The organism is Enterobacter cloacae complex sp. 677-3DZ2D5B, assembly GCF_004136695.1.
Lineage (GTDB): Bacteria > Pseudomonadota > Gammaproteobacteria > Enterobacterales > Enterobacteriaceae > Enterobacter > Enterobacter hormaechei_C.
The window spans coordinates 44,145-70,603 of the sequence record NZ_QFLS01000013.1 but is presented as its reverse complement, the minus strand read 5'-3'; the positions used below and the strand labels follow the sequence as shown (position 1 = coordinate 70,603).

Here is a 26,459-nt window from a genome sequence, read left to right as displayed (position 1 = left end):
CTGATGCGGGAACATGGCGTGCCGCTGCGATTCGTGATCGCATTCATGGTTTTAATTTGACCAATCAGGTCTACTTTTTAAACCAAACATGGACAAGTTAAGACGTATTCCACGCCATGATGTGCGCAGAGAGGTCTACTGGTGATCTACAAATCAATTGCCGATCGGCTACGGCTGCGGCTGAATTCTTCGGACTACAACATTGGCAGTCCGTTACCCGGAGAAAAAGCGCTGGCAAAGGAGTTTGGCGTAGCCCGGATGACCGTCCGCAAAGCGCTGGATCTGCTGGTAAGCTGGGGGCTGGTTGAACGTCGACACGGCAGCGGGACGTTCGTGGCGCGCAAAGACGTTCATCATGAAACGACTAACCTGACTGGGCTGGTGGAGGTATTGCGCCAGCAGGGGAAAGAAGTGCAAAGCAAGGTGTTGCAGTTTGAAGTGATGCCCGCGCCGCCCGCCATCGCCAGCCAGCTGCGGATTCAGGTTGATGAGCGGATCTATTTTTCAAGGCGGGTGCGTTACGTGGACGGAAAACCGCTGATGCTGGAGGACAGCTTTATGCCGGTGAAGCTGTTCCGCAATCTTTCCCTGGCGCATCTCGAAGGGTCTAAGTTTGATTACATCGAGAAGGAGTGTGGGATCACCATCAGCGGCAACTACGAGAGCCTGACGCCGGTGCTGGCTGATAAACAGCTGGCCGGTTATATGAATGTGCCGGAACAGACGCCGCTGCTGCGCATCACCTCCCTTTCCTACAGCGACAGCGGCGAGTTCCTCAATTATTCCGTGATGTTCCGGAACACCAGCGATTACCAGGTGGACTACCATCTGCGGCGCATCCACCCGGAAGACTTATTAGCCCATCCCCCAGAATAGCACCGCCAGTAGCTGCGGGGTGATGATGCGCAGAAACATCACCAGCGGATAAACCGTGGCGTAGGATAACGCCGCCGCGCCGCTGGTGGCGTGCAGGTTATTGGCGAACGCCAGCGCGGGCGGATCGGTCATGGAACCGGCCAGCATGCCGCACAGCGTGAGATAGTTCATTTTAGCGAACATACGCGCCAATAATCCGACAGTTATCAGTGGGATAGCGGTAATAAATATGCCGTATCCTACCCAGCTCATCCCTTCGCCGTTCACCAGAGTATCGACAAAATCACCGCCGGATTTCAGCCCCACCACCGCCAGAAACAGCACGATGCCCAACTCCCGCAGCGCCAGGTTAGCGCTCGGCGGCATAAACCAGTAGAGCTTACCGATGGAGCCGATACGCCCGAGGATCAGCGCCATAATGAGCGGCCCGCCTGCCAGACCCAGCTTCAGTGCTACCGGGAAGCCGGGCACGTACAGGGGGATGGAGCCAAGCATGACGCCAAGCCCGACGCCGATAAAGACCGGCAGCATCTGCACCTGCTGGAGTTTTTGCTGGGCGTTGCCCACCATGTCCGCTACGGCATCAATAGATGAAGGACGCCCGACGAGGTTGAGAATATCACCGAATTGCAGGCTGGCATCCTGGCTGGCCACCAGCTCGACACCGGCGCGGTTAAGCCGGGAGATCACCACGTCATAACGCTCTTTAACCTGCAAATCGCGTATTTTCTTGCCCAGAACCTTCTCATTGGTCACTACCACGCGCTCCACGCGCATGTCCGTTCCACGGGTTGAGAGTGAGGTATCCACCTCCTGACCGATCACCAGCCGGGCATTGTTTAAATCCGCCGGTTGCCCTACCAGATGCAGGAGATCGCCGTGCTGAATAAGGGTATCCGGTGAAGGCACCATCAGCGTGTCATCACGTTTCAGGCGGGAACAGATAATGGTCGCGCTGTTCAGAATGGGAACATCCTGAATCGCCATATTGTTCAGATTAGGGTTTTCGACGCGAATGTTGATGGTTTTAATGAGCGCATGGCCGTTGGTCAGCGTGCTTTCATGCTCCTTCGCCTCCTGTTCAACGTTAACGCGGAACAGCACGCGCACCAGCCACATCGAGAGCAAAATACCGCAAATGCCAAACGGATAGGCCATGGCGTAGCTCATCCCCATCTGATCGACGACATCAGCAGGGATACCCAGATCGCGCAGAATTTGCTGGCCCGCCCCGAGCGCGGGCGTATTCGTGACGGCACCGGAGAAGATGCCCAGCACGACGGGCAGCGGAATAGCGAAGAGTTTATGCAGGATTGCGGTGACCAGCCCACCCATCACAACAATGCCGAAGGCAAAGAGATTAAGGCGTAAACCGGAGACGCGCAGGGAAGCGAAGAAGCCCGGCCCCACCTGAATACCGATGGTATACACAAAGAGGATCAGGCCGAACTCCTGGATGAAATGCAGCATATCGGCGCTGAGCACCCACCCAAGCTGGTCGGCAAAATGGCCGACAAAAATCCCGCCGAACAGCACCCCGCCAATCCCAAACCCGACGCCGCGGATTTTGATATTCCCCAGCCATAGCCCCACTACCGCGACAAGGGCCAACACGCTGACGGTTAACGCGATATCACTCATGTTCCACATCCTGTGTATAACCTTAGTTATGATAAGGATTCTCTCAGAGCTGGCGGCGGTTGTATGGGCGATGGCGCACAAAAAAGCCGAAGGTAAACGCAAAACGGTCACCCGAAGGTGACCGTTTTTAATGTTTGCACCCTCTCCCACAGGGAGAGGGTCGGGGTGAGGGCACCAGCCCGCACACGATTAGCTATTCAACGCCGGGCGTTCGCTAATGGCGATGCGCTGAGGCGCAATGGCTTCCGGCACGTTACGGGTGAGGTCAATGTTCAGCAGCCCGTTAGTGAACGTCGCGCCAGAAACTTCCATATGGTCTGCCAGGGTAAAGCTCAGGCTAAACGGCTGAGTGACAAGCCCCTGATGCAGCCATTTGGTCTCGGTGTCTGGTTTTTCCGGTGACCCTTTCACGGTCAGGCGCGCACCCTCAAGCTGGATGTCGAGATCTTCCTGGCGGAACCCGGCCAGCGCAAGCGTGATGCGGTAGTGGTTATCATCGCTTTTTTCGATGTTGTACGGCGGAAAGGTCTGCTGTTCGGTTGCGCTTTGCAGCGCGTTAGCCAGTTTGTCAAAACCGATCCACTGACGCAGCAGGGGGGAAAAATCATAGTTACGCATACTAAATCTCCTTCTGAGAAGCGAGTTCGGCACAGTTTAATTTTGTGCACAGTTGTACCTGCAAACCCTTGCGGATTCGCATATGCTCCCTTTACGGCAAGCAATTTCAGGTGGGCCGCAGCCGCGACCCGCTTAATTAATTGATTTCGATACGACGCGGTTTTTTCTCTTCCGGAATCACACGTTCCAGTTCGATAAACAGCAGGCCGTTCACCAGGTTCGCGCCCTTGACGTGGATGTTCTCAGCCAGCTGGAACTTGCGTTCAAAGTTACGCTCTGCGATACCCTGGTAGAGGTAGGTTCGTTCTTTCTGCTCGCCCGCATGGGAGCCTTTCACCACCAGCAGATTGTCCTGCGCGGTGATCTCCAGTTCGCTCTCCGCGAAACCGGCAACAGCAATCGCAATGCGATAGTGGTTTTCGTCAACCAGTTCAACGTTGTAAGGAGGATAGCCGTTGCTCTGGCTCTGGTTGTTTTCTAAGTGGTTGAACAGACGATCAAAACCAATGGCAGAACGGTATAGCGGAGAGAGATCGAAATTACGCATAGATAAATGCTCCTGAAATCAGCGAGAAAATGTAGCCTTCCACCATGGACAGGCTTCTGCTTCCCCGAACACCCATCAGGCGTGTCCGTTATCGGGTTACATTCTTAAAATTGGTATGGATACGGCCTTTTCAAGCCTGTTGATGTGAGATTTTTTTGCACTTTGCTGGTTGTCGCATAGACTCAGGGGCACAGCACAAAGGGTTAAATTGCGATGGCGACCACAGTGCGGGAGTTTGGAGCTATCCATTTTGGACGCGCCTCGCTATAACCCTGAGTTGCAGGTCAATGCCGTGCTACTAATGATGACTGAGTGATGATGAGAAATGTTCTGATTAAGCTGGCGACGTTCAGCGGGGTTGTTTTACTTTGCGGGTGTTCGAGCGTGATGTCGCACACCGGCGGTAAAGAAGGAACATATCCGGGGACGCGCGCCAGTGCCGCAATGATCTCTGATGATGAGACAAACTGGGGTACCAAATCTCTGGCGATTCTTGATATGCCGTTTACGGCAGTTGCCGATACGCTTTTGCTGCCGTGGGATATGTTCCGCACCGACAGCTCAGTGCGTTCGCGCGTTGAGAAAAGCGAGCAGGAGACGCTGGCAACCAACTCCGTCATCCCGCCCGCAGCGATGCCTCCACGCTAATTCTGTGCGGTTTCCGTTAGCCACAGCTGGCGGAAACCGTCCTTCTCTTCCATCCATGCAATAAATCGTCCGTCCGGGGAAAACACCACAGCGTCAGCAGACGGCGGATTGCCATGATCGGAGGTCAAAAACGTCACCTCACCGGTCTGCGCATCGCAGCAGGCAATGCGGCTTTCGAGCACAAACCCAAGTGTGCGGCCAGAAGGATGCCAGTTAAAAGCCGACTGGATATCACTTTCACTGTGGGTCAGCTGGCGCGGCTCGCCGCCCTCAGGGGAGATAAGCCACAGCTGCACAACGCCGTTATCGTCCCGCATTAAAAACGCAACCTGCGTCCCCTGTGGATTGCTGCGCACCCAGTGGCGCGGCACGTTCACCAGCCCCGGATACGCCTTCTGATGGGTGAAGGTAAGGCGGCGTTGTATGACGCCCGCAGGCGGCGCGGGCATTGTATCCGGCGTTCCCTGCAACGGCGCATCGCCCGCTCGTTTCCAGCCCTGCTCGTCTTTGGGAAGATCGACAATAAACAGTTCGGGCACTTTCTCGCCTTTCGCAGACACCGTATCGCCGATAAACGCCAGCCTGTCGTTGCCCACCCAGCCCTCTTCATAGGCGCGGTTGATCTCATCGCTGCCCGGTTTCGGGTTCGGCGTTGTCCGGCTTACCAGTACGCTCCAGAAGGTTCCGGCATATTCCCGCGGATGGTTCCCCTGTGGGTTTACCGGACCACAAGGCGCCGCCACCCCGACGTTACGCAAATCCAGCTGCGGATCGCGCGCGTGCAGCACATGGTCGTTATAGGTAAAGCTGACGAACTGCCCGTTCGGGCTAAAAACGTGAACGTGGGTGCCGCCACGCAGCGCACCTGCCGTGTAAGGCGCAGTGATATCCATCGCATCAAGATTGCTCACCTGACCATTGTGCGCAATCACCCCCTGACGATGGTGAAAATCATACTGCCAGTCTGCATCCGGGTTTTTCGGGCCGTGGATAAAAACATATTTGTCCTGCGCCGGATGAACGGTTACCACGCCAACATGCGCGCCGTCAGTCGCACGGTAGATCGCCTCAACCTCGCCCGTACTAACATTGACCCGCTCAATGGTTTCACCGGTAAACGACGCGCCGGACGGGCGGACATCATAGACAAGCCACTGGCTGTCTGGCGTCCAGGTGTTGATGTTGGTGAGCTGGTGGTTGCGGGAAGCGAAGGTGATTTGTTTCATGAAAATACCCTGATGCGCGGTTATCGCATCAGGGTAAAACATCCGAAGGGATTAGCCTACTCGTTTCACGTCGCCGACCAGCAGGATGTAGGAGAGCGCCCCGATCAGCGCCACGGCAGAGATATACACCAGCGCCGGACCAAAGCCGTAGTCCTGCGCCAGGTAACCGATGACCAGCGGCACGGTGATCCCGCCCAGGCCGCCAACGAAGTTAAACACGCCGCCGGTCAGGCCAATCAGACGCATCGGCGCCAGCGACGACACCAGCGACCAGGTGATGGAGGCAAAACCGTTCCCGAAGAACGCTACCGCCATCAAGGTCATGATCCACACCGGATCGTTGGTGTAGTTCGCTCCCATGATGCAGGTAGAGATCAGTAGGCCGCAGATAATAGGCGTTTTACGCGCAACGCCCAGTGAGAAGCCTTTTTTCACCAGTTTGTCCGCCAGCCAGCCCGAGAGCAGGACGCCGAAAAACGCCGCAAGGAAGGGTACGGTGGTCATAAAGCCCGCCTTCAGCGCGGTAATCCCTTTTTCCTGGGTCAGATAGTTCGGGAACCAGGTGAGGAAGAACCACAGCGTGGAAGTCACCGCGAACTGGCCCAGATATACGCCCACCAGCTTACGGTGGAAGACCAGCTTCCAGTCCGCTCTGGTCAGCGGCTGGCGCGCCTCTTTTTTCACGGGCGCATCGCCGTCCACCAGGCCACCGCCGTCGCGGATGTAGTCCAGTTCGGCTTTGGTGATGCTTTTGGTCAGGCGCGGCGGCTGATAGACCTTAAACCAGATTAACGACCAGATAATGCCGATCCCGCCGGTGACGATGAACACCCAGTGCCAGCTCAGTAGCTCCTGGATCCAGATTAACAGCGGCGTCAGAAATGCCAGGCCAACAAACTGCCCGGAGGTGTAAAAACCAACAGCGGAAGCGCGTTCGTGTTCCGGGAACCAGCTGGTCACCATGCGGTTGTTGGTCGGAAACGCGGGCGCTTCAAACACCCCGGTGATGGCGCGCAGGCCAATCAGTGACATCAGCCCGGTGGCGAAGCCCTGGAACAGGGTCGCCACGGACCAGCCAAAAATAGCGATAAAGTAGGTCAGACGCGACCCCACGCGGTCAAGGAACCAGCCACCCGGGATCTGGCAGAGCGTATACAGCCAGGCAAACGCCGAGAAGACGTAGCCCATTTCCGCTTTGGTGATGCCAAACTCTTCCTGAATATGAGCCGATGCCACGGCAAGGTTGGCGCGGTCGACATAACAGATGACCACGGTAATAAAGATCATGATCAGCGTCAGGTAACGACGACGCCCGGTTTTTGCAGCAGTAACTGGAATATCCATCGCAATCTGTCTCCAGATTTTGGGCATAGCGAAGCCGCTCACCATGCCCTGTAATTTACAGAGGGTGTATTTGGTTTTTTTAATTAAAAACGTAAACGGAATGCGCTAAATAATTCGTGCTGGGGGAAGGCGGCAAGTTTTCGCATCCCCGGGAGCATACAAAAGTATGTGACCGGGGTAAGAAAACGCAGCCAACGCATCACCAGCGCGAAGTATGACGCGCATTTACCACTCGGCTACGGAACCGTCTTCATGACGCCACAGTGGGTTACGCCAGTCCGGCGCACATTTACTCAGCTCAATGACTTTGGCTTCGTCGATCTCCACGCCAAGGCCCGGCTTCGTTAACGGTTTAAAGAAACCGCCTTCCATGCTGAAGTCTTCCTTGTTTTTCACAAAGTCGAGCAGCTCCGCGCCCTTGTTATAGTGAATGCCCATGCTTTGTTCCTGGAACACCGCATTGCGCGAGACGAAGTCGACGTGCAGGCAGGCCGCCAGCGCAATTGGCCCAAGCGGACAGTGCGGGGCCAGCGCCACATCGTAGGCTTCTGCCATTCCGGCAATTTTGTAGCATTCGGTGATGCCACCCGCGTGGGAGAGGTCCGGTTGCAGGATCGCAATGCCGCCCGCTTCCAGCACGCGTTTAAACTCGAAGCGCGAGAACATGCGTTCACCCGCCGCGATGGGAATGTGCGTCTGTTCAGCCAGTTTCGGATAGTATTCCGCCTGCTCGGCCAGCACCGGCTCTTCGATAAACAGCGGGCGATACGGCTCCAGCTCTTTAATCAGCACTTTGGCCATTGGCGCGCTGACGCGGCCGTGGAAATCCAGGCCAAACTCAATCTCGTTGCCGAAAGCCTCGCGGATTTGCGCCACGGTGTTCACCGCCCGGTCTACCGCGCGCGAGTTGTCGATAACGCCCATCTCTTCGCAGCCGTTGAGTTTGAAGGTGTCAAAACCGATGTTGCGCAGTTGCCGGATACCGTCGATCACTTCCGCAGGGCGGTCACCGCCCACCCAGCTGTAGGCTTTGATTTTGTCGCGCACCAGGCCGCCCATTAATTGCCAGACCGGGGCATTCAGCACTTTGCCTTTGATATCCCACAGCGCCTGATCAATACCGGCGATGGCGCTCATCAGGATCGGACCGCCACGGTAAAATCCCGCCCGGTACATGACCTGCCACAGGTCGTTGATGCGCGCCGGATCCTGGCCAATCAGGTATTCGCCCAGCTCGTGAACCGCGGCTTCAACGGTGCGCGCACGGCCTTCAATCACCGGCTCGCCCCAGCCAACCACGCCTTCGTCGGTTTCGATTTTCAGGAACATCCAACGCGGGGGTAAACGGTACGTGGTGAGTTTGGTTATTTTCATTGCACTGCCTCTCGATACGCTTTCACAAATGCTGCCGCCTGCTGTGCGGTACGCTCAACGGGCTGTCCGGCACGATAGAGATCGCTGCCCAGCCCGGCGCCCACACAGCCCGCTTTTATCCACTGCACCAGGTTTTCCGGCGTGACGCCGCCCACGGCAAAGACCGGCACGCTGGCGGGTAAGACCGCTTTCAGCGCTTTGATGTAATCCGGACCAAAGGCCGACGACGGGAAAATTTTGAGAGACTGTGCGCCTGCATCGAGGGCGGCAAAGGCTTCTGTAGCCGTGGCGCAACCCGGGCAAACGGTCATGCCGTACTCCACCGCCCGGCGGATCACCTCGGGGTTGATATTCGGTGTGACGATAAGCTTGCAGCCCATCTTCGCCAGTTCATCCACCTGCTCCGGCTGTAATACGGTGCCAGCGCCAATCAGCGCCTTATCACCAAACGCCTTCACAATTGCCGGAATGCTTTTTTCCCACTCCGGGGAGTTGAGCGGGATTTCCACCGCGTCGAACCCGGCGTCGATCACCGCGCCAACGTGCGCTAAGGCCTCACCGGGCGTGATACCGCGCAAAATCGCGATCAGGGGAAGTTCAGTTTGCCACTGCATGAGCGATGCTCCTTATGCCTGCCTGAAATGCCGTGTCGCCTTCCACCGCAGCAACATCCCGTCCGATAGCGTGGAACGCCTGGCGGTAACGAGACGTCAGCGATGAACCCGCGACGAGCGTGATGGCCTGCTGCCCGGCGAACGCGTCGCTCAGGGTGGCGACCTCTGCGCCAATCAGCAGGCCGGACAGAAATTCGCTGACCTGTTCGCGCGGAAGATTTCCCAGCACGTGCGAGGCGCGAACCTCAAAAAGTTGCGGCAAAACGGCAGGGGATGCGATCCCGCGCTCAAGCCCGGCGGCAAACGCTTCCGGCGAAGGGGTCTGCTCCGGCAAACCGGCCCCCACCAGCGAATGCTTAAGCAGCAAGTGGTGCAATTCGCCGGTCATCACGGTGCGAAAGTCATGAATTTGCTCAGCATCCGCCTGGACCCATTTGCAGTGCGTCCCGGGCATGACGTAGACAGAAGAAGGAGAAAGCGTGCGCGCCCCGAGCAGTTGCGTCTCTTCACCGCGCATCACGTTATGGTTATCGTCGCGAGAGACGCATAAACCGGGGATAATCCAGACATTGTCGCCAACGGACGTTAACTGCTCGCCAACGGCAGTGAAATGCACCGGAACCGACAGATAAGGCGCAACCTTCCAGCCTACGTTACTGCCGACCATTCCGGCCATCACCACTGGCGTAGTACCGTCGCGCCAGTTTTGTGTCACCTCTGCTAACACCGCTGCTGGGGATTTACCGTTCAGGCGCGTCACACCTGCTTCTGATTGCCTGCGTTCCAGGCACTGCTCACCCTGGTAGAGCCAGGCGCGCAGATTGGTCGATCCCCAGTCAATTGCGATGTAGCGTGATGTCATGTGATTTCCTTCAACCTTCGTGTCGAGCTGGCGATCATGGTCAGCGCCGCCTGCTCTGCCGCATCGCCGTCCTGATGCCGTATCGCATCGAACAGCGCTTTATGTTCCTGAAGCGTTTTCGGCATGTTGGCCTCATCACCCATCCAGGTACGTTCAAATACTGCTCGCTGTAGCGAGCTGATCGCCACGCTAAGCTGCTGTAACACCGGGTTATGCACCGACTGCAATACCGCCTCGTGGTAGCGAATGTCCGCCTCGTTGAACGCCTCCCGATTCTGGTTATTGGCGATCATGTCGTTTAAAGCCGACTCAATCTGTGCCAGGTCACCTGACGTTGCGCGCTCAGCCGCCCAGCGGGCAATGGCCGGTTCCACCAGATTTCGGACTTCGCTCATCGCGCCGATAAGCCGTGGGTCGTAGTCGTTTTCCAGTACCCATTGCAGAACATCGGTATCGAGGTAGTTCCACTGGTTACGCGGCGCCACAAACGCGCCGCGATAGCGCTTCATTTCAATCAGCCGCTTCGCCATCAGCGAGCGGAACACTTCCCGGATGATGTTGCGCGAGGTTTCAAACTCCTCGCACAGTTCCGCCTCTGCTGGCAGCGGCGAACCGGGAACGTATTTGCCACCCACAATCTGAGTGCCCAGCGTGATGACAATGCGATCGGTTTTATTGAGTGTCATGGAGAGTCCTTGTGCTCTGTAAGTCCATCACTACTTTACCGCGACCGCTGAATTTCGCCTCACTTTTGCAGTACAAACGTGAGGCCTTTCGTCTTTGCCGTGGTGACAATGTAGTACAATCAGTTAATGTTGTACTACAATCCAGATCACAAAAAGAACAATCCGATAAATTCAGGGCCAAAAAAAGCCCCGGTAGATAACCGAGGCTGATGATTACAGACAGCTGCTAGGAGAGGACAAATTTCTCGATCGCCCAGGCAACGCCGTCTTCCAGGTTAGATTTGGTCACGAAGTTCGCCACTTCTTTTACCGACGGGATCGCGTTATCCATCGCCACGCCCATGCCAGCATATTCGATCATCGCAATATCGTTTTCCTGGTCGCCCAGCGCCATGATCTCCTCAGGCTTGATGCCCAGCGCATCGGCAAGCGATTTGACGCCCGTGCCTTTATTGACGCGTTTATCGAGAATTTCGAGGAAGTACGGCGCACTTTTCAGTACGGTGTATTTCTCTTTTACCTCAGCCGGAATGCGTGAAATGGCTTTGTCGAGAACCGCAGGTTCATCAATCATCATCACTTTCAGGAACTGTGTCGCCGGATCCATTTTCTCCGCTTCACAGAACACCAGTGGAATGGTTGCAACGTAGGACTCGTGCACCGTGTAGTAGCTGATATCGCGGTTGGCGGTGTAAAGCGTATTGCGATCGAGCGCGTGGAAGTGAGAGCCCACGTCGCGGGAGAGTTTTTCCAGGAACCGGTAGTCATCATAGCTCAGTGCCGTTTGCGCCACCGTGCTGCCATCGGCTGCCTTTTGCACCAGCGCGCCGTTATAGGTGATGCAGTAATCGCCAGGCTGGTTCATGTGCAGCTCTTTCAGGTAACTGTGCACCCCGGCATACGGGCGTCCGGTGGTGAGCACCACGTTCACGCCTTTTTCGCGTGCGGCGGCGATCGCATTTTTAACGGCAGGAGAGATAGTGTGGTCTGGCAGCAGCAGCGTGCCGTCCATATCGATTGCAATGAGTTTGATGGCCATGGGGTCCCCGGGATAAATGAGTGCTACCTCATGCTAACGCGATTAAGCACACAAAAATAGAGCTACCTTGCGCAACAAAAAGCCCCTTTTACGTTTATTCCGGGAACGGGAACTCACTCGCGGGTGAGAACGATTTTGCCAAACGCACCGCGATCCAGATGCTCAAGCGCCTGTTCCAGCTCGTCAAAGCGGTAGCGATGCTCAATCACCGGTTTTAACTCCGTGACATCAACAGCACGGACAAAATCTTCCAGCGCCCGGCGGTGTCCAACCCCAATCCCCTGAATGACGGGGGATTTCAGCAACAGCTCGCTTGCAGGGAGAGTAATCTCTGTCCCGGCCAGCACGCCAATGACCGATATCCGCCCATGAACGGCAACGGCGCGCAGGGAATGTCTCAGGTTCTCCCCACCCACGGTTTCGATAATATGGTCGATGCCGCGATCCTGCGTCAGTGCCAGCGTATTTTCAGCCCAGTCGCCTTTCAGTCGGTTGATGCCCTGGCTGGCCCCCAGCTTTTTGGCCCGCGCCAGTTTTTCATCACTTCCCGAGGAGACAAACACCTCTGCGCCGTGCGCTTTTGCTATCTGCAAAGCGAATAGCGCCACACCGCCCGTCCCTTGTACCAGCACCGATTGCCCGGCGCGTAAATGACCGCGCTCCACCAGCGCGAACCATGCGGTAAGCCCCGCGCAAGGAAGCGTGCTGGCCTCAGCGTCATCCAGGCTTTCCGGGGACGCCACCAGCGCGTTTTCACTCACAATCACATATTCGGCCAGCATGCCCTGGAAGTATCCACCGGACGTTTTATAAGGCAAATCGCGCGCGTCTGCCTGCGGCTTGCCGTCGATCCATTCCGGGAAGAAGGTTGAGATGACGCGTGCGCCGGGTTTGAAACGCGTAACGCCTTCACCGATGCTGTCCACCACGCCTGCCATGTCAGATGCTGGGGTAAACGGGAAGGAAAGCGGAATCGGCATCGTGCCTTCAATCACCATTTTATCCCGGTAGTTGAGCGCAACGGCATTTACCCGTACGCGGACCTCTCCCGGGCCTGGCTGTGGAACAGGCTCCTGAATGAGCCTGAGGCTTTCACGACCAAGGGCATCCATTGACCAGCGTTGCATTGTTGCTGTCATTTTTTTCTCCTGTCATCAGATGATTTTCAGTTCTGACAGTCTACCGTTGACTCAGCGTCACCAGTGGCGATAAGTTTTCCCTTCATTGATGACCAAATTGATACAATTCATCCATGACCGATACGCTGAAAGATATTCCCGTTTTCGTTGCCTCCGTTGAGGCAGGAAGTTTTGCCCAGGCCGCCGTCCGTCTGCATTTGTCGCGCTCGGCGGTAGGAAAAAGCATTGCTCGTCTTGAAGAGAGGCTGGGGGTTCGTCTGTTTCATCGGACCACCCGCAGCCAGAGGCTGACCGATAACGGCGCGCTTTTTTATGAACGCTGCCTGCGCGCGCTGGAAGAGATCCGTGGCGCTGAATCGCAGCTTGAAACCGGAAAACATCAGGTCAGCGGTCGGCTGCGTGTTGCCATGCCGGTGCTGTTTGGTCGCCAGTGTATCGCCCCGCTGCTAATAGAGCTGGCGCAGGAGCATCCCGGGCTTGAGCTTGAAATGTCCTTTAGCGACCGCATCGTGGATCTTGTGGAAGAAGGGTTTGATATGGCGGTGCGCAATGGCAACCTGGCTGACAGCGCCGTGCTGGTCGCCAGAAGGCTGGGGGTGCACCGAATGGTTCTGTGTGCCGCGCCGGATTATCTGATTAAGAATGGCCAGCCGCAAAGCGTTGATGATTTACGCCAGTATACGGCCATTAACTACACGCGTGCGGGCAGAGTCTTACCCTGGCAGCTGATGGATTACGATGGCACGTCGCGCACGTTTATTCCCCGCTCATCCCTCAATATGGATGATTTGCAGGCGATCTGCGACGCGGCGCTGGCCGGCCACGGTATTGCATGGTTACCCTGCTGGATGGTCATCAAAGAAATTCATCAGGGAAATCTTGTCCCGCTCTTTAAGCAGGCCCCGGATGTACGCTTCGACGTTCATGCCGTCTGGCAGCAGACGCCACACCTGCCGCTAAGGGTAAGAATTGCCATAGATATGCTGGTCAAACGTTTACCGGCAGTGATGTCGCTGGAGTTTCCTGCGTCCATAAAAAAGCCGCGCTAAAGCGCGGCCAGTTATGTTGTCGTAAAGCGACGATTAAATATCGATATTCGCCGCCTTCAGGGCGTTCTCTTCGATGAAGGCGCGACGTGGTTCAACCGCATCGCCCATCAGGGTCGTGAACAGCTGATCCGCTGCGATTGCGTCTTTAACGGTGACGCGCAGCATGCGACGGCTTTCCGGATCCATGGTAGTTTCCCACAGCTGATCCGGGTTCATTTCGCCCAGGCCTTTATAACGCTGAATAGAGAGGCCGCGACGGGACTCTTTCACCAGCCACTCCAGCGCCTGTTCGAAGCTGGCTACCGGCTGACGACGTTCGCCACGTTCGATAAACGCGTCGTCTTCGATCAGACCGCGCAGCTTCTCGCCGAGGGTGCAGATACGGCGGTATTCCGGACCGGTAACAAACTCGTGCTCCAGCGGGTAGTCGGTATCGACGCCGTGGGTACGCACGCGCACGATCGGCTCGAACTGCTGCTCAGCGTTCTGCTGAACGTCGAACTTCCACTGGCTGCCGTGCTGCTCTTTCTCGTTCAGCTCGCTCACCAGGGTGTTCACCCAGCGGGTGACGTTCTGCTCGTTGCTCAAATCGGCTTCGGTCAGGGTCGGCTGATAAATCAGCTCTTTCAGCAGCGCTTTCGGATAGCGACGCTCCATACGGCCAATCATTTTCTGCGTGGCGTTGAACTCGGAAACCAGACGCTCCAGCGGCTCACCGGCCAGCGCTGGCGCGCTGGAGTTTGCGTGCAGGGTCGCACCATCAAGGGCGATCGCGATTTGGTACTGATCCATCGCGTCGTCATCTTTAATGTACTGTTCCTGCTTGCCTTTTTTCACCTTGTACAGCGGTGGCTGCGCAATGTAGACGTGGCCGCGCTCAACGATTTCCGGCATCTGACGATAGAAGAAGGTCAACAGCAGCGTACGGATGTGCGAGCCGTCGACGTCCGCATCGGTCATGATGATGATGCTGTGATAACGCAGTTTGTCCGGGTTGTACTCGTCGCGACCAATGCCGCAGCCGAGCGCGGTGATGAGCGTCGCCACTTCCTGAGAAGAGAGCATCTTGTCGAAGCGCGCTTTCTCAACGTTGAGGATTTTACCCTTCAGCGGCAGAATCGCCTGGTTCTTGCGGTTACGGCCCTGCTTTGCAGAACCGCCCGCGGAGTCCCCTTCCACAAGGTACAGTTCAGACAGCGCCGGGTCGCGTTCCTGACAGTCAGCCAGTTTGCCCGGCAGGCCTGCCAGGTCCAGCGCGCCTTTACGACGGGTCATTTCACGCGCTTTACGCGCCGCTTCACGGGCACGCGCCGCATCGATAATTTTACCCACCACGATTTTCGCGTCGGACGGGTTTTCCAGCAGGTATTCGCTCAGCAGTTCGTTCATCTGCTGTTCAACCGCCGATTTCACCTCAGAAGAGACCAGCTTGTCTTTGGTCTGTGAGGAGAACTTCGGATCCGGCACCTTCACGGAGACCACGGCAATCAGGCCTTCACGGGCATCGTCACCGGTGGCGCTGACTTTCGCTTTTTTACTGTAGCCTTCTTTGTCCATGTAGGCGTTCAGGGTACGGGTCATCGCCGCGCGGAAGCCCGCAAGGTGCGTACCGCCGTCGCGCTGTGGAATGTTGTTGGTGAAGCAGTAAATGTTTTCCTGGAAACCGTCGTTCCACTGCAAGGCCACTTCCACGCCGATACCGTCTTTTTCAGTAGAGAAGTAGAAGATATTCGGGTGAATTGGCGTTTTGTTCTTGTTCAGATACTCAACGAACGCCTTGATACCACCTTCGTAATGGAAGTGGTCTTCTTTGTTGTCGCGTTTGTCGCGCAGACGAATCGACACGCCGGAGTTCAGGAACGACAGTTCACGCAGGCGTTTCGCCAGAATGTCGTACTCGAATTCGGTGACGTTGGTGAAGGTTTCAAGGCTCGGCCAGAAACGCACCATGGTACCGGTTTTCTCGGTATCGCCCGTGACGGCCAGCGGCGCTTCAGGCACGCCGTGCTGGTAGATCTGACGGTGAATTTTGCCTTCGCGCTGGATAACCAGCTCCAGCTTCTGCGACAGGGCGTTTACTACGGATACGCCTACGCCGTGCAGACCGCCGGAAACTTTATAGGAGTTATCATCGAACTTACCGCCTGCGTGCAGAACGGTCATGATCACTTCCGCAGCAGATACGCCCTCTTCCGGGTGAATACCGGTTGGGATGCCACGGCCGTCATCGGTAACGGACACGGAGTTGTCCGCATGGATCGTGACCACGATGTCTTTACAGTGACCCGCGAGCGCTTCGTCGATAGCGTTATCTACCACCTCGAATACCATGTGGTGCAGACCGGTGCCGTCATCCGTGTCGCCGATATACATACCCGGGCGCTTACGCACCGCATCCAGCCCTTTCAGGACTTTGATACTGGAGGAGTCATAAGAATTCGACATCAACGTTTCTCGCTCATTTCAACTTGGGTTAATCCGTTATTTTACCCTTTTCCACGGTAAACATCTTCGAATTTTCGTCCGACATGTCCATAACGTGTTCAGCGCTAATGGCGCTGACGAAAACCTGCGACTGCGTGGCTTTCAGGCGGCTGGCAAGCAGCCCGCGCCGCGCGTCGTCAAGTTCCGAGGCAAAATCATCTATCAGGTACAGGCAGCGTCGCCCACTTTCGCGGGTGAGGAACTCCCCCTGCGCCAGGCGCAGCGCACACATCAGGAGCTTCAGCTGCCCGCGCGACAGCGTGTCTTCCACCGGCGCACCGTCGGCACGAATGCGGAAATCCGCCTTGTGCGGGCCGTGCGCGGTGTAGGTCAACATGCGATCGCGCTCGAAGCTTCTCTCTAACACCTCGGCATAGTCCGTCTCTTTCTCCCAGCCGCGCTGGAAAGAGAAGGTGAGAGAGAACTCGGGTAAAAACTGTTTGCAGGTGTCGGCCATGTCTTCGGCGATACCTGCGCTGTATTCGGCACGCCAGCGGCTGATTTGTTCCGCTAGAGGGATGAGTTCCATGTCCCACGGACGCAGCTGGGCGTAGCGCGTGACCTGGCGCAATGCGGCGTTACGCTGTTTAAGCAGACGCTTCAGGTTGCTCCAGGCGTTAAAGAAACCGGCTTCATTGTGAAAGCATCCCCAGTCGAGGAACGCTCTTCTGTATTTGGGGCCGCCGTTGAGTAAAGTAAACCCCTCGGGCGTAATCAGCTGCATCGGCATCAGCAGCGCCAGCTCCGCCACCTTGTGGCCATCGGTGCCGTCGATACGCACCTTGCTGTCGCCCTGCTTGTCTTTGGTCAGGCCGATGGCTGTCTCCCGCTCCTCTCCCTGCAAACGCCCGTGCAGAACAAAAGAATCCTGCTCGTGGCGAATCACGCGACCAATCTGCAAACTGCGAAACGCCCGGCCGTGGCCGAGCGTATAGATGGCTTCCAGCACGCTGGTTTTGCCGCTGCCGTTCGCGCCAACCAGGAAGTTAAAGCCAGGGGATAAAGCGAGATCCGCGCTTTCGATATTGCGAAAGTCGCGGATCAACAGACGGGTGAGCGACATTACAGTCTCATTGGCATAACAACATAAGCAGCCGACTGTGATGCGGCATCTTCAATCTGTACGCTCGAAACGGAGTCAGTCAGCAGGATGCGAACGTTCTCGCATTTCAGTGCATTCAGCACATCCAGCACGTAGCTGACGTTGAAGCCGATTTCCATCTCAGCCCCGGCGTAGGTGACGTCCAGAATCTCTTCTGCCTCTTCCTGCTCCGGGTTGTTGGCGGTGATTTTGATCTGGTTTTCACTCACGTACAGACGTACGCCGCGGAATTTCTCGTTCGAGAGAATAGCGGCACGCGCAAACGCCTGCTTGAGGATGTCGCAACCCGTCTCCAGCGTTTTGTCCGGATTCTTCGGCAATACGCGGCGATAATCCGGGAAACGACCGTCTACCAGCTTCGATGTGAAGACAAAATCGCCCACGTGGGCACGAATATTGTTGCTGCCAATCTGCACGCGCAGTGGGGTATCGCCGCCGTCGAGCATGCGCATCAGTTCAATTACGCCTTTACGCGGTACGATCACCGAATGGTTTGGCAGTGAATCGCCAATCGGCATGGAACAGACCGCCAGACGGTGACCGTCGGTCGCCACGGTACGCAGCTCTTCACCTTCGGTTTCGAACAGCATGCCGTTTAAATAGTAACGAACGTCCTGATGCGCCATGGAGAACTGCGTGGCTTCAATCAGACGCTTCATCGTCGCCTGCGGCAGGGTAAATTCAACTTCGCTCTGCCAGTCATCCAGGTTCGGGAAGTCCGCAGCGGGCAGCGTGGAGAGGGAGAAACGGCTGCGGCCAGAGCGCACCAGCATGCGGTCGCCCTCCAGCTGCACGGCGATTTCAGCGCCTTCCGGCAGCCCACGGCAAATATCAAAGAATTTACGTGCCGGAACCGTGGTCGCGCCCGCGTCGTGCGGCTGAGTCAGCGTAACGCGCGCGATCATTTCCATTTCCAGATCTGTGCCGGTCAGCGACAGCGTACCGTCCGCGACCTGAAGCAGCAGGTTTCCAAGAATAGGCAGCGTAGGGCGGCCGCCTAATGGGCCACTCACCTGTTGCAGCGGTTTTAATAAATGTTCACGTTCAACGGTAAATTTCATAGCGTCACGATGATAATGTTCTGATTAAATTGGAAAAATCTTCTTTTATGTCGTGGCTTTCTTCGCGTAGCTGCTCGATCTTGCGACAGGCGTGCAGCACGGTCGTATGGTCACGGCCACCAAACGCATCACCGATTTCCGGCAGGCTGTGGTTGGTGAGCTCTTTTGCCAGCGCCATCGCCATCTGACGCGGACGCGCCACCGAGCGGGAACGACGTTTAGACAGTAAATCTGCCACTTTGATCTTGTAGTACTCAGCCACCGTCTTCTGAATATTGTCGATAGTGACCAGTTTTTCCTGCAAAGCCAATAAATCGCGCAGTGCTTCACGCACAAAATCGATGGTGATCGCACGACCGGTGAAGTTGGCGTTAGCGATAACGCGGTTCAGCGCCCCTTCCAGCTCACGCACGTTGGAACGCAAGCGCTTGGCAATAAAGAACGCCACTTCACCCGGCAGGCGAATGTCGTTCTCGTCGGCTTTTTTCATCAGGATCGCGACGCGGGTTTCCAGTTCCGGCGGCTCGATCGCCACGGTCAGGCCCCAGCCGAAGCGGGATTTGAGACGATCTTCAACGCCGTTGATCTCTTTTGGATAACGATCCGAGGTCAGAATGATCTGCTGATTACCTTCCAGCAGGGCGTTAAAGGTATGGAAAAACTCTTCCTGCGATCGTTCTTTATTGGCAAAGAACTGAATGTCATCGATCAGCAGCGCATCAACGGAACGGTAGTAGCGTTTAAACTCTTCGATCGCATTGTTTTGCAGGGCTTTTACCATGTCCTGAACGAAGCGTTCGGAGTGCATATACACTACTTTGGCATTGGGCTTACGCGCCATAATGCCGTTGCCCACCGCATGCAACAGGTGCGTTTTACCGAGACCCGTGCCGCCATACAGGAACAGCGGGTTGTAAGCGCCACCGGGGTTATCGGCAACCTGGCGAGCCGCCGCGCGCGCCAGCTGGTTCGACTTACCTTCAACGAAGTTATCGAACGTGTGTTTCACGTTAACGTTAGAGCGGTAGGTAGGCTCAGCGGGGGCTGGAACGTTATCCCAGACCTGACGAGCCGGTGCAACGCGAGGCGCTGGAGCGGGCGCCGCCTGTGCAGGGGCTGCCACATTGACAACTTCACGAACGGTTTGGGTGACCGGCTTTGTGCCCACTTCAAAACGCAGCTGTGGGGCATCTGACCCGCAGAAATCATTCAGCAGTCCATTGATGTTATTAAGGTATTTATCCCTTACCCAATCGAGCACGAAACGGTTTGGCGCATACAAAGCCAGCGTGTTATCGCTCAGTTCCGCCTGCAACGGGCGGATCCACATACTGAATTCTGTGGCTGGTAACTCATCCTGCAATCGGGCAAGACACTGCTGCCAAAGCGAAAGTGACACGGCGGACTCCACTCGAACAATAAAAGAAAACTATTGAATATTCATGATTGTTGGCGCACATCGACATGACCCCATCAGGGTGATGTGCGAACCGCTATCTGCGGTTATACACGCTATCGTTGATACAGCCTGAACGATGTTGTGTTTATGCCCGACCAGGATCGCTGGATCCCGATCGGGACCGCGGATCATAGCCTAAACTGAGCCAGAGATCTTCTGTTTCTCACAGATTCTTCCCGATTTATCCACAGGAAGATCCGGAATCGGGTAAGTGTAAACGATCCTGACGCGAGTGCCTCGCGATTTAGGCCGCATATTGGAAAATTTAATGAGCACAGACAATTTTTGGCTTAAATGATCTAACGAAGATCCGGGACGATCCTTGCGCTTTGTTGGCGAGCCCGTATAATCCTCGACCCGGCGCGTGATGCTCATCTTCCTGCGTCGTCCGCTGCTCATTTTCCACGCGAAATCGTGCGGAAATACGCGGGAAATAAGGAAAGAGAATTGACTCCGGAGTGTACAATTATTACAATCCGGCCTCTTTAATCACCCACGCTGAGGCGTTAGTCGTTCGAATCTCGTTCGGGTATACGCAAAAGTCAGTGAATTTATTCAAGTTTAGGTAGAAATCGCCATGAAACGCACTTTTCAACCGTCTGTACTGAAGCGCAACCGTTCTCACGGCTTCCGTGCTCGTATGGCTACTAAAAATGGTCGTCAGGTTCTGGCACGTCGTCGTGCTAAAGGCCGCGCTCGTCTGACCGTTTCCAAGTAATAAAGCTAACCCCTGAGTGGTTAAGCTCGCATTTCCCAGGGAGTTACGTTTGTTAACTCCCACTCATTTCACTTTCGTCTTCCAGCAGCCACAACGGGCTGGCACGCCGCAAATCACCATCCTCGGCCGCCAAAATTCGCTGGGGCATCCCCGCATCGGTCTCACAGTCGCCAAGAAAAACGTTAAGCGTGCGCATGAACGCAACCGGATTAAACGTCTGACGCGTGAAAGTTTCCGTTTACGTCAGCACGAACTGCCTTCAATGGATTTCGTGGTGGTGGCGAAAAAAGGGGTTGCCGACCTCGATAACCGTGCTCTCTCGGAAGCGTTGGAAAAATTATGGCGCCGCCACTGTCGCCTGGCTCGCGGGTCCTGATAGCCCTCATTCGGGTCTATCAACGCCTGATTAGTCCGCTACTCGGGCCACACTGCCGTTTCACGCCAACATGCTCAAGCTACGGAATTGAGGCATTGCGCAGGTTTGGAGTGATAAAAGGCAGTTGGTTGACGGTGAAACGCGTATTAAAATGCCACCCTTTACACCCAGGTGGAGACGACCCCGTCCCTCCAGGACCTTTTGATACCAGAGAACACTAACGATGGATTCGCAACGCAATCTTCTTATCATCGCTTTGTTGTTCGTGTCTTTCATGATCTGGCAGGCATGGGAGCAGGATAAAAATCCTCAACCCCAGCAGCAGACCACGCAGACCACGACCACCGCAGCGGGTAGCGCCGCCGACCAGGGCGTACCGGCCAGTGGCCAGGGGAAACAGATTACGGTTAAGACCGATGTGCTTGAGCTGACTATCAACACCCGTGGTGGTGATGTTGAGCAGGCGCTGCTGTTGACCTACCCGAAAGAACTGAAGTCTACCGAACCGTTCCAGTTACTGGAAACCACGCCTGAATTTATCTACCAGGCGCAGAGCGGCCTGACCGGTCGTGATGGCCCGGATAATCCGGCTAACGGTGCGCGTCCACTGTATAACGTCGAGAATGACACGTTTGTACTGGCTGATGGTCAGAACGAACTGGTTATCCCGATGACCTACACCGACGCGGCAGGCAACACCTTCACCAAAACCTTCACCCTGAAACGCGGTGAGTATGCGGTGAACGTGGGCTACAGCGTACAGAACGCCGGTGCGAAACCGCTGGAAATCTCTACCTTTGGTCAGCTGAAGCAGTCCATCAATCTGCCGTCTCACCGTGATACCGGAAGCAGCAACTTTGCGCTGCATACCTTCCGTGGCGCGGCTTACTCCACGCCAGATACCAAGTACGAGAAATACAAATTCGACACCATTGCCGATAACGAAAACCTGAACGTCAGCTCTAAAGGCGGTTGGGTCGCAATGCTGCAACAGTATTTCGCGACGGCGTGGGTACCGAATAACGACGGTACGAACAACTTCTACACCGCGAACCTCGGCAACGGTATTGCAGCCATCGGCTACAAATCTCAGCCGGTTCTGGTGCAGCCGGGTCAAACCGGTAAACTGGCAAGCACCCTGTGGGTCGGCCCGGAAATCCAGGACAAAATGGCTGCCGTTGCGCCGCACCTGGATCTGACCGTGGATTACGGTTGGTTGTGGTTCATCTCTCAGCCGCTGTTTAAGCTGCTGAAGTTCATTCACAGCTTCCTGGGTAACTGGGGCTTCTCCATCATCGTTATCACCTTTATCGTTCGTGGCATCATGTACCCGCTGACTAAAGCGCAGTACACCTCCATGGCGAAGATGCGTATGCTACAGCCGAAGATTCAGGCTATGCGTGAGCGTCTGGGCGATGACAAACAGCGTCAGAGCCAGGAGATGATGGCCCTGTATAAAGCAGAGAAAGTGAACCCACTGGGTGGTTGCTTCCCGCTGCTGATTCAGATGCCAATCTTCCTTGCGCTGTACTACATGCTGATGGGTTCCGTTGAGCTGCGCCACGCGCCGTTCGCCCTGTGGATCCATGACCTGTCCGCACAGGACCCGTACTACATCCTGCCGATCCTGATGGGCGTGACGATGTTCTTCATTCAGAAGATGTCTCCGACCACCGTGACCGACCCGATGCAGCAGAAGATCATGACCTTTATGCCGGTCATCTTCACCGTGTTCTTCCTGTGGTTCCCGTCAGGTCTGGTGCTGTACTATATCGTCAGCAACCTGGTGACCATCATCCAGCAGCAGCTGATTTACCGTGGTCTGGAAAAACGTGGCCTGCATAGCCGCGAAAAGAAAAAGTCCTGATTCGGTAACTTAACGCTAAAATAAGGGCGGTCGATTGACCGCCTTTTTTATTTGTATTGAACGAGAGCAACCATGAGCCATAACGACACTATCGTCGCCCAGGCAACCCCACCGGGACGCGGTGGTGTAGGCATTCTGCGTATCTCCGGCCTGAAGGCGCGTGAGGTGGCCGAAGCGGTGCTGGGTAAACTGCCAAAGCCGCGCTACGCTGATTATCTGCCGTTTAAAGATGCTGACGGCACACCGCTGGACCAGGGCATCGCGCTGTGGTTCCCCGGCCCAAACTCCTTTACCGGCGAAGATGTGCTGGAACTTCAGGGCCACGGCGGCCCGGTGATCCTCGACCTGCTGTTAAAACGTATTCTGACCCTGCCTGGCCTGCGCATTGCGAAGCCGGGTGAGTTCTCCGAGCGTGCTTTCCTCAACGATAAGCTCGACCTGGCGCAGGCCGAGGCGATTGCTGATCTGATCGACGCCAGCTCCGAACAGGCGGCCCGCTCCGCGCTGAACTCGTTGCAGGGCGCGTTTTCCGCACGCGTGAATCACCTTGTGGAAGCACTTACTCACCTGCGAATCTATGTCGAAGCGGCTATCGACTTCCCGGACGAGGAGATCGACTTCCTCTCAGACGGTAAAATTGAAGCTCAGCTCAACCAGGTGATGAACGATCTCGATGCCGTCCGCGCCGAAGCGCGCCAGGGCAGCCTGCTGCGTGAAGGCATGAAGGTGGTCATTGCCGGACGCCCCAACGCCGGGAAATCGAGCCTGCTGAACGCCCTGGCGGGCCGTGAAGCGGCGATCGTCACCGACATAGCCGGCACCACCCGCGACGTGCTGCGCGAGCATATCCACATCGACGGAATGCCGCTGCACATCATCGACACCGCTGGCCTGCGCGATGCGAGCGATGAAGTCGAGCGTATCGGTATCGAACGCGCCTGGCAGGAGATCGAGCAGGCCGACCGCGTGCTGTTTATGGTGGACGGCACCACAACCGACGCCGTTGACCCGGCTGAAATCTGGCCAGACTTTATCGCCCGTCTCCCGGCTAAACTGCCGATCACCGTGGTGCGCAATAAGGCCGACGTGACCGGCGAAACGCTGGGCATCAGCGATGTGAATGGTCACTCACTTATTCGCCTGTCGGCCCGTACCGGTGAAGGCGTGGAAGCCCTGCGTAGCCATCTCAAACAGAGCATGGGGTTCGACACCAGCATGGAGGGTGGCTTCCTGGCGCGTCGTCGTCACTTGCAGGCGCTGGAAGAGGCGGCTCGCCACCTTGAGCAGGGTAAAGCCCAGCTGATCGGCGCGTGGGCCGGTGAACTGCTGGCGGAAGAGCTGCGTCTGGCGCAACAGAATCTGAGCGAGATCACCGGGGAGTTTACGTCGGACGATCTGCTGGGACGGATTTTCTCGAGCTTCTGCATTGGTAAGTAATTCACGTTAATACAGGGTGATTTCCTCCAGGGAAATCACCATTGTCCAAATGGCAACTCGCCTAATCCCCTTTCACCCCCTATCCTGCATGCCTGCATCTATGGGGGGTTTATGGCGCGTTTTCTGTTTTGTAGTTTCGCATTAGTTCTGCTTTATCCGTCCGGCATTGATATGTATCTGGTGGGGCTACCGCATATTGCCCGCGATCTGGGTGCCAGCGAGGCGCAACTGCACATCGCGTTTTCGGCCTACCTCGCGGGAATGGCGTCGTCGATGGTATTTGCCGGGAAAATCGCGGATAAAGCAGGCCGCCAGCCCGTCGCGATTACGGGTGCAGTTATCTTTGCGCTGGCATCAGTACTCTGTTCAGTGGCTCAGGAAAGCACAATGTTCCTGTCAGGACGTTTTATCCAGGGCATTGGCGCAGGCGGCTGTTACGTGGTGGCCTTTGCCATTCTGCGCGATACCTTGAGCGCCCAGCGCCGCGCCAAGGTGCTGTCGATGCTGAACGGCATTACCTGCATCATCCCGGTGCTGGCACCGGTTGTAGGCTACCTGATTATGCTTAAATTTCCGTGGCAGAGTCTTTTCTGGACCATGGCAGCCATGGGCGCCATCGTCTTTATCCTGTCCGTGACGGTGCTGAAAGAGACCCATCCCGGTTCGCAACAGCCATATCACACCGCAACCCTCCATCCGGCTGAAAAGCTGGTGAATCGCTTTTTCCTGAGTCGGCTGGCAATCACCACGCTTAGCGTGGCGGTGATCCTCACCTATGTAAACGTTTCCCCGGTGTTGCTGATGGAGACGATGGGCTTCGATCGCGGTGAGTATTCAACGGTGATGGCGCTAACCGCGATGGTGAGCATGGCGGTTTCATTCTCAACGCCCTTTGCGCTCAACATCTTCCGCCAGCGCACGCTGATGCTCACCTCACAGACGCTGTTTCTCGCCGCAGGCGTGATCCTGGCGACCGCCACCTCACACGCTGTAATGCTGGTGGGCATTACTCTGATCTGCGCCGGATTCTCCGTCGGCTTTGGTGTGGCGATGAGTCAGGCGCTTGGCCCCTTCTCGCTGCGGGCAGGCGTGGCCAGCTCGGTGCTGGGCATTGCGCAGGTCTGCGGTTCTTCGCTATGGATTTGGCTGGCGGCGGTGATCGGCCTTAACGCGCTGAATATGCTGATCGGGGTTCTGATTGGCTGTAGCATACTCTGCATTACCTTACTTATGGTCATCCAGCCCGCGGCGCACTATGAAGAAGCCCATCAGCAGTCTCGATCTTAATCTTTTACTTTGCCTGCAACTTTTGTTGCAGGAGCGCAGCGTCACCAAAGCCGCGAAGCGGATGAACGTGACGCCGTCCGCGGTGAGTAAATCGCTGGCGAAGCTGCGCGACTGGTTCGACGATCCGCTGTTTGTGAAAACGCCTTTAGGGCTACTGCCCACGCCTCTGACGGTGAGTCTGGAACAGGATTTGGCCGACTGGATGCAGATTGGCAATCAGATCCTCGATAAATTCCACCATAGCTCTCCAGGCGGGCTTAAGTTTGTGCTCGCCGCCGAAACACCGCTGATGCTGATCCGCTTTAATACCCTGCTGGAGCAGGTGAACGAGCGCTACCCACAGGCGACGGTGAAGCTGCGGCAATGGGATTACGATTCGCTGGACGCCATTACGCGCGGAGAAGTGGATCTGGGCTTCACCGGGCGTGAAACGCACCCTCGCTCGCGCGAACTGCTAAAGCTGATGCCGTGGTTTATCGACTACGAAATCCTGTTCAGTGACCGTCCGTGCGTGTATTTGCGCGAGGATCATCCCGCGCTCCAGGAAGCGTGGGATCTGGAGACGTTTCTGCGCTACCCGCATATCAGCATCTTCTGGGAACGCAGTGACACCTGGGCGCTCGACGAGGTGCTAAGGGAGATGGGCCGGGAGCGTAACATCGCCATGAGTTTGCCCGGTTTTGAACAGTCGATGTTTATGGCGGCCCAGCCGGATCACAACTACATAGCCACTGCGCCGCACTACTGCCATCACTACAATCAACTCCACCAGCGTAATCTGGTCTGTCTGCCCATTCCCATCGATGAGGCGCAGGCAGAAAAGCTCACCGTACCCTTCACGCTGATCTGGCATAAACGGAACAGCCATAATCCGAAAATCCTCTGGCTGCGTGAGACGATTAAAGCGCTGTATACCGCACCAGATCAGGTTTTTGCCTAAGATAATGTAAAGTTCGGTGCTCAGGCTTCTCTTATTTCCATTTACTGATTAAAACAGAAGCTAAG

25 protein-coding genes and 1 other annotated feature are annotated in these 26,459 nt (G+C 56.1%); of the genes, 10 read left to right on the top strand and 15 right to left on the bottom strand.

Annotated features, from left to right (window positions below; genetic code table 11):
• Positions 1-141 precede the first annotated feature (141 nt).
• The gene (locus DD597_RS19570; RefSeq protein ID WP_003861087.1) at positions 142-876 is read left to right on the top strand and encodes a GntR family transcriptional regulator; all 735 of its coding nucleotides are present in this window, start codon (positions 142-144) and stop codon (positions 874-876) included.
• Here the strand turns inward: DD597_RS19570 and DD597_RS19565 are convergent.
• From DD597_RS19565 to ibpA, 3 genes are all read right to left on the bottom strand, one after another.
• On the bottom strand, positions 856-2,517 hold the full coding sequence (locus DD597_RS19565) for a putative transporter (protein ID WP_032608144.1): 1,662 nt from the start codon (positions 2,515-2,517) through the stop codon (positions 856-858). The genes DD597_RS19570 and DD597_RS19565 overlap by 21 nt on opposite strands.
• Positions 2,518-2,706: 189 nt before the next feature.
• Positions 2,707-3,135 (bottom strand): small heat shock chaperone IbpB, encoded by a 429-nt coding sequence (gene ibpB / locus DD597_RS19560; protein ID WP_003861091.1) that lies wholly within the window; start codon positions 3,133-3,135, stop codon positions 2,707-2,709.
• Between the two features lie 136 nt (positions 3,136-3,271).
• Positions 3,272-3,682, bottom strand: a complete 411-nt coding sequence (gene ibpA, locus DD597_RS19555) for a small heat shock chaperone IbpA (RefSeq protein ID WP_003861094.1) — start codon at positions 3,680-3,682, stop codon at positions 3,272-3,274.
• Positions 3,676-3,750, bottom strand: a sequence feature (ROSE (Repression Of Heat Shock gene Expression) occurs in the 5'-region of heat shock genes and acts as an RNA thermometer to modulate expression.). (Overlaps the previous gene by 7 nt.)
• 247 nt (positions 3,751-3,997) lie before the next feature.
• On the opposite strand from ibpA, the gene DD597_RS19550 reads away from it, so the two are divergent.
• Entirely contained in the window at positions 3,998-4,330 is a 333-nt protein-coding gene (locus DD597_RS19550) for a YceK/YidQ family lipoprotein (RefSeq protein WP_003861096.1), read from the top strand.
• Here the strand turns inward: DD597_RS19550 and DD597_RS19545 are convergent.
• From DD597_RS19545 to DD597_RS19510, 8 genes are all read right to left on the bottom strand, one after another.
• Positions 4,327-5,556 carry a DUF3748 domain-containing protein gene (locus DD597_RS19545; protein ID WP_181014328.1) on the bottom strand — a complete coding sequence of 410 codons (1,230 nt, stop codon included), beginning with the start codon at positions 5,554-5,556 and terminating at the stop codon, positions 4,327-4,329. The genes DD597_RS19550 and DD597_RS19545 overlap by 4 nt on opposite strands.
• A gap of 51 nt (positions 5,557-5,607) precedes the next feature.
• Positions 5,608-6,945, bottom strand: a complete 1,338-nt coding sequence (locus DD597_RS19540) for an MFS transporter (protein WP_015570129.1) — start codon at positions 6,943-6,945, stop codon at positions 5,608-5,610.
• Positions 6,946-7,125: 180 nt separating this feature from the next.
• Positions 7,126-8,274, bottom strand: coding sequence for a galactonate dehydratase (gene dgoD, locus DD597_RS19535; RefSeq protein ID WP_032608143.1), 1,149 nt, complete (start codon positions 8,272-8,274; stop codon positions 7,126-7,128).
• Positions 8,271-8,888 carry a 2-dehydro-3-deoxy-6-phosphogalactonate aldolase gene (locus DD597_RS19530; RefSeq protein ID WP_003861105.1) on the bottom strand — a complete coding sequence of 206 codons (618 nt, stop codon included), beginning with the start codon at positions 8,886-8,888 and terminating at the stop codon, positions 8,271-8,273. Before DD597_RS19530 ends, dgoD begins: the two co-directional genes overlap by 4 nt.
• The gene (locus tag DD597_RS19525) at positions 8,872-9,750 is read right to left on the bottom strand and encodes a 2-dehydro-3-deoxygalactonokinase (protein ID WP_022650086.1); all 879 of its coding nucleotides are present in this window, start codon (positions 9,748-9,750) and stop codon (positions 8,872-8,874) included. Before DD597_RS19525 ends, DD597_RS19530 begins: the two co-directional genes overlap by 17 nt.
• A complete protein-coding gene (dgoR, locus tag DD597_RS19520) occupies positions 9,747-10,436 on the bottom strand; it encodes a D-galactonate utilization transcriptional regulator DgoR (RefSeq protein WP_003861109.1) in 690 nt (229 codons plus the stop codon). Before dgoR ends, DD597_RS19525 begins: the two co-directional genes overlap by 4 nt.
• 226 nt (positions 10,437-10,662) lie before the next feature.
• Complete coding sequence (gene yidA / locus DD597_RS19515; protein WP_023295661.1) at positions 10,663-11,475, bottom strand: sugar-phosphatase; 813 nt, start codon at positions 11,473-11,475, stop codon at positions 10,663-10,665.
• Between the two features lie 113 nt (positions 11,476-11,588).
• Complete coding sequence (locus DD597_RS19510) at positions 11,589-12,614, bottom strand: NAD(P)-dependent alcohol dehydrogenase (protein ID WP_129256520.1); 1,026 nt, start codon at positions 12,612-12,614, stop codon at positions 11,589-11,591.
• A 113-nt stretch (positions 12,615-12,727) separates the two neighbouring features.
• Here DD597_RS19510 and DD597_RS19505 point away from each other — a divergent pair, with 113 nt between their 5' ends.
• On the top strand, positions 12,728-13,663 hold the full coding sequence (locus tag DD597_RS19505) for a LysR family transcriptional regulator (protein ID WP_129256519.1): 936 nt from the start codon (positions 12,728-12,730) through the stop codon (positions 13,661-13,663).
• Between the two features lie 33 nt (positions 13,664-13,696).
• Here DD597_RS19505 and gyrB read toward each other — a convergent pair whose 3' ends face one another.
• From gyrB to dnaA, 4 genes are read right to left on the bottom strand one after another with little or no spacing between them, the layout of a single operon-like run.
• Positions 13,697-16,108, bottom strand: a complete 2,412-nt coding sequence (gene gyrB / locus DD597_RS19500) for a DNA topoisomerase (ATP-hydrolyzing) subunit B (protein WP_045336045.1) — start codon at positions 16,106-16,108, stop codon at positions 13,697-13,699.
• Positions 16,109-16,136: 28 nt separating this feature from the next.
• A complete protein-coding gene (gene recF / locus DD597_RS19495; protein WP_003861121.1) occupies positions 16,137-17,210 on the bottom strand; it encodes a DNA replication/repair protein RecF in 1,074 nt (357 codons plus the stop codon).
• The gene (dnaN, locus tag DD597_RS19490) at positions 17,210-18,310 is read right to left on the bottom strand and encodes a DNA polymerase III subunit beta (RefSeq protein ID WP_129256518.1); all 1,101 of its coding nucleotides are present in this window, start codon (positions 18,308-18,310) and stop codon (positions 17,210-17,212) included. Before dnaN ends, recF begins: the two co-directional genes overlap by 1 nt.
• Positions 18,311-18,314: 4 nt before the next feature.
• The gene (dnaA, locus tag DD597_RS19485) at positions 18,315-19,709 is read right to left on the bottom strand and encodes a chromosomal replication initiator protein DnaA (protein WP_129256517.1); all 1,395 of its coding nucleotides are present in this window, start codon (positions 19,707-19,709) and stop codon (positions 18,315-18,317) included.
• A gap of 637 nt (positions 19,710-20,346) precedes the next feature.
• Here dnaA and rpmH point away from each other — a divergent pair.
• From rpmH to yidZ, 7 genes are all read left to right on the top strand, one after another.
• Positions 20,347-20,487: a 50S ribosomal protein L34 gene (rpmH, locus tag DD597_RS19480; protein WP_000831330.1), complete on the top strand. Its 141-nt coding sequence runs from the start codon at positions 20,347-20,349 to the stop codon at positions 20,485-20,487.
• Positions 20,488-20,503: 16 nt separating this feature from the next.
• On the top strand, positions 20,504-20,863 hold the full coding sequence (rnpA, locus tag DD597_RS19475) for a ribonuclease P protein component (protein WP_003861126.1): 360 nt from the start codon (positions 20,504-20,506) through the stop codon (positions 20,861-20,863).
• Positions 20,827-21,084, top strand: a complete 258-nt coding sequence (gene yidD, locus DD597_RS19470; RefSeq protein WP_001307474.1) for a membrane protein insertion efficiency factor YidD — start codon at positions 20,827-20,829, stop codon at positions 21,082-21,084. The genes rnpA and yidD overlap by 37 nt, the downstream gene beginning before the upstream one ends.
• A 2-nt stretch (positions 21,085-21,086) precedes the next feature.
• Positions 21,087-22,730 carry a membrane protein insertase YidC gene (yidC, locus tag DD597_RS19465; protein WP_003861138.1) on the top strand — a complete coding sequence of 548 codons (1,644 nt, stop codon included), beginning with the start codon at positions 21,087-21,089 and terminating at the stop codon, positions 22,728-22,730.
• A 72-nt stretch (positions 22,731-22,802) separates the two neighbouring features.
• The gene (gene mnmE / locus DD597_RS19460) at positions 22,803-24,167 is read left to right on the top strand and encodes a tRNA uridine-5-carboxymethylaminomethyl(34) synthesis GTPase MnmE (RefSeq protein ID WP_015570136.1); all 1,365 of its coding nucleotides are present in this window, start codon (positions 22,803-22,805) and stop codon (positions 24,165-24,167) included.
• Positions 24,168-24,278: 111 nt separating this feature from the next.
• Complete coding sequence (locus DD597_RS19455; RefSeq protein ID WP_003861141.1) at positions 24,279-25,454, top strand: MFS transporter; 1,176 nt, start codon at positions 24,279-24,281, stop codon at positions 25,452-25,454.
• The gene (gene yidZ / locus DD597_RS19450) at positions 25,423-26,394 is read left to right on the top strand and encodes an HTH-type transcriptional regulator YidZ (protein ID WP_022652106.1); all 972 of its coding nucleotides are present in this window, start codon (positions 25,423-25,425) and stop codon (positions 26,392-26,394) included. The genes DD597_RS19455 and yidZ overlap by 32 nt, the downstream gene beginning before the upstream one ends.
• Positions 26,395-26,459: the final 65 nt, after the last annotated feature.

Bases quoted from the DNA above. Each gene is read 5' to 3' on its own strand.
- rpmH (WP_000831330.1), top strand. From the start codon at position 20,347: ATGAAACGCACTTTTCAACCGTCTGTACTGAAGCGCAACCGTTCTCAC.
- DD597_RS19505 (WP_129256519.1), top strand. From the start codon at position 12,728: ATGACCGATACGCTGAAAGATATTCCCGTTTTCGTTGCCTCCGTTGAG.
- DD597_RS19455 (WP_003861141.1), top strand. From the start codon at position 24,279: ATGGCGCGTTTTCTGTTTTGTAGTTTCGCATTAGTTCTGCTTTATCCG.
- ibpA (WP_003861094.1), bottom strand. From the start codon at position 3,682: ATGCGTAATTTCGATCTCTCTCCGCTATACCGTTCTGCCATTGGTTTT.
- DD597_RS19510 (WP_129256520.1), bottom strand. From the start codon at position 12,614: ATGACAGCAACAATGCAACGCTGGTCAATGGATGCCCTTGGTCGTGAA.
- yidC (WP_003861138.1), top strand. From the start codon at position 21,087: ATGGATTCGCAACGCAATCTTCTTATCATCGCTTTGTTGTTCGTGTCT.
- dgoD (WP_032608143.1), bottom strand. From the start codon at position 8,274: ATGAAAATAACCAAACTCACCACGTACCGTTTACCCCCGCGTTGGATG.
- mnmE (WP_015570136.1), top strand. From the start codon at position 22,803: ATGAGCCATAACGACACTATCGTCGCCCAGGCAACCCCACCGGGACGC.
- dgoR (WP_003861109.1), bottom strand. From the start codon at position 10,436: ATGACACTCAATAAAACCGATCGCATTGTCATCACGCTGGGCACTCAG.
- yidD (WP_001307474.1), top strand. From the start codon at position 20,827: ATGGCGCCGCCACTGTCGCCTGGCTCGCGGGTCCTGATAGCCCTCATT.
- DD597_RS19545 (WP_181014328.1), bottom strand. From the start codon at position 5,556: ATGAAACAAATCACCTTCGCTTCCCGCAACCACCAGCTCACCAACATC.
- dnaN (WP_129256518.1), bottom strand. From the start codon at position 18,310: ATGAAATTTACCGTTGAACGTGAACATTTATTAAAACCGCTGCAACAG.
- DD597_RS19565 (WP_032608144.1), bottom strand. From the start codon at position 2,517: ATGAGTGATATCGCGTTAACCGTCAGCGTGTTGGCCCTTGTCGCGGTA.
- DD597_RS19530 (WP_003861105.1), bottom strand. From the start codon at position 8,888: ATGCAGTGGCAAACTGAACTTCCCCTGATCGCGATTTTGCGCGGTATC.
- DD597_RS19540 (WP_015570129.1), bottom strand. From the start codon at position 6,945: ATGGTGAGCGGCTTCGCTATGCCCAAAATCTGGAGACAGATTGCGATG.
- ibpB (WP_003861091.1), bottom strand. From the start codon at position 3,135: ATGCGTAACTATGATTTTTCCCCCCTGCTGCGTCAGTGGATCGGTTTT.
- DD597_RS19550 (WP_003861096.1), top strand. From the start codon at position 3,998: ATGATGAGAAATGTTCTGATTAAGCTGGCGACGTTCAGCGGGGTTGTT.
- recF (WP_003861121.1), bottom strand. From the start codon at position 17,210: ATGTCGCTCACCCGTCTGTTGATCCGCGACTTTCGCAATATCGAAAGC.
- yidZ (WP_022652106.1), top strand. From the start codon at position 25,423: ATGAAGAAGCCCATCAGCAGTCTCGATCTTAATCTTTTACTTTGCCTG.
- yidA (WP_023295661.1), bottom strand. From the start codon at position 11,475: ATGGCCATCAAACTCATTGCAATCGATATGGACGGCACGCTGCTGCTG.
- DD597_RS19525 (WP_022650086.1), bottom strand. From the start codon at position 9,750: ATGACATCACGCTACATCGCAATTGACTGGGGATCGACCAATCTGCGC.
- gyrB (WP_045336045.1), bottom strand. From the start codon at position 16,108: ATGTCGAATTCTTATGACTCCTCCAGTATCAAAGTCCTGAAAGGGCTG.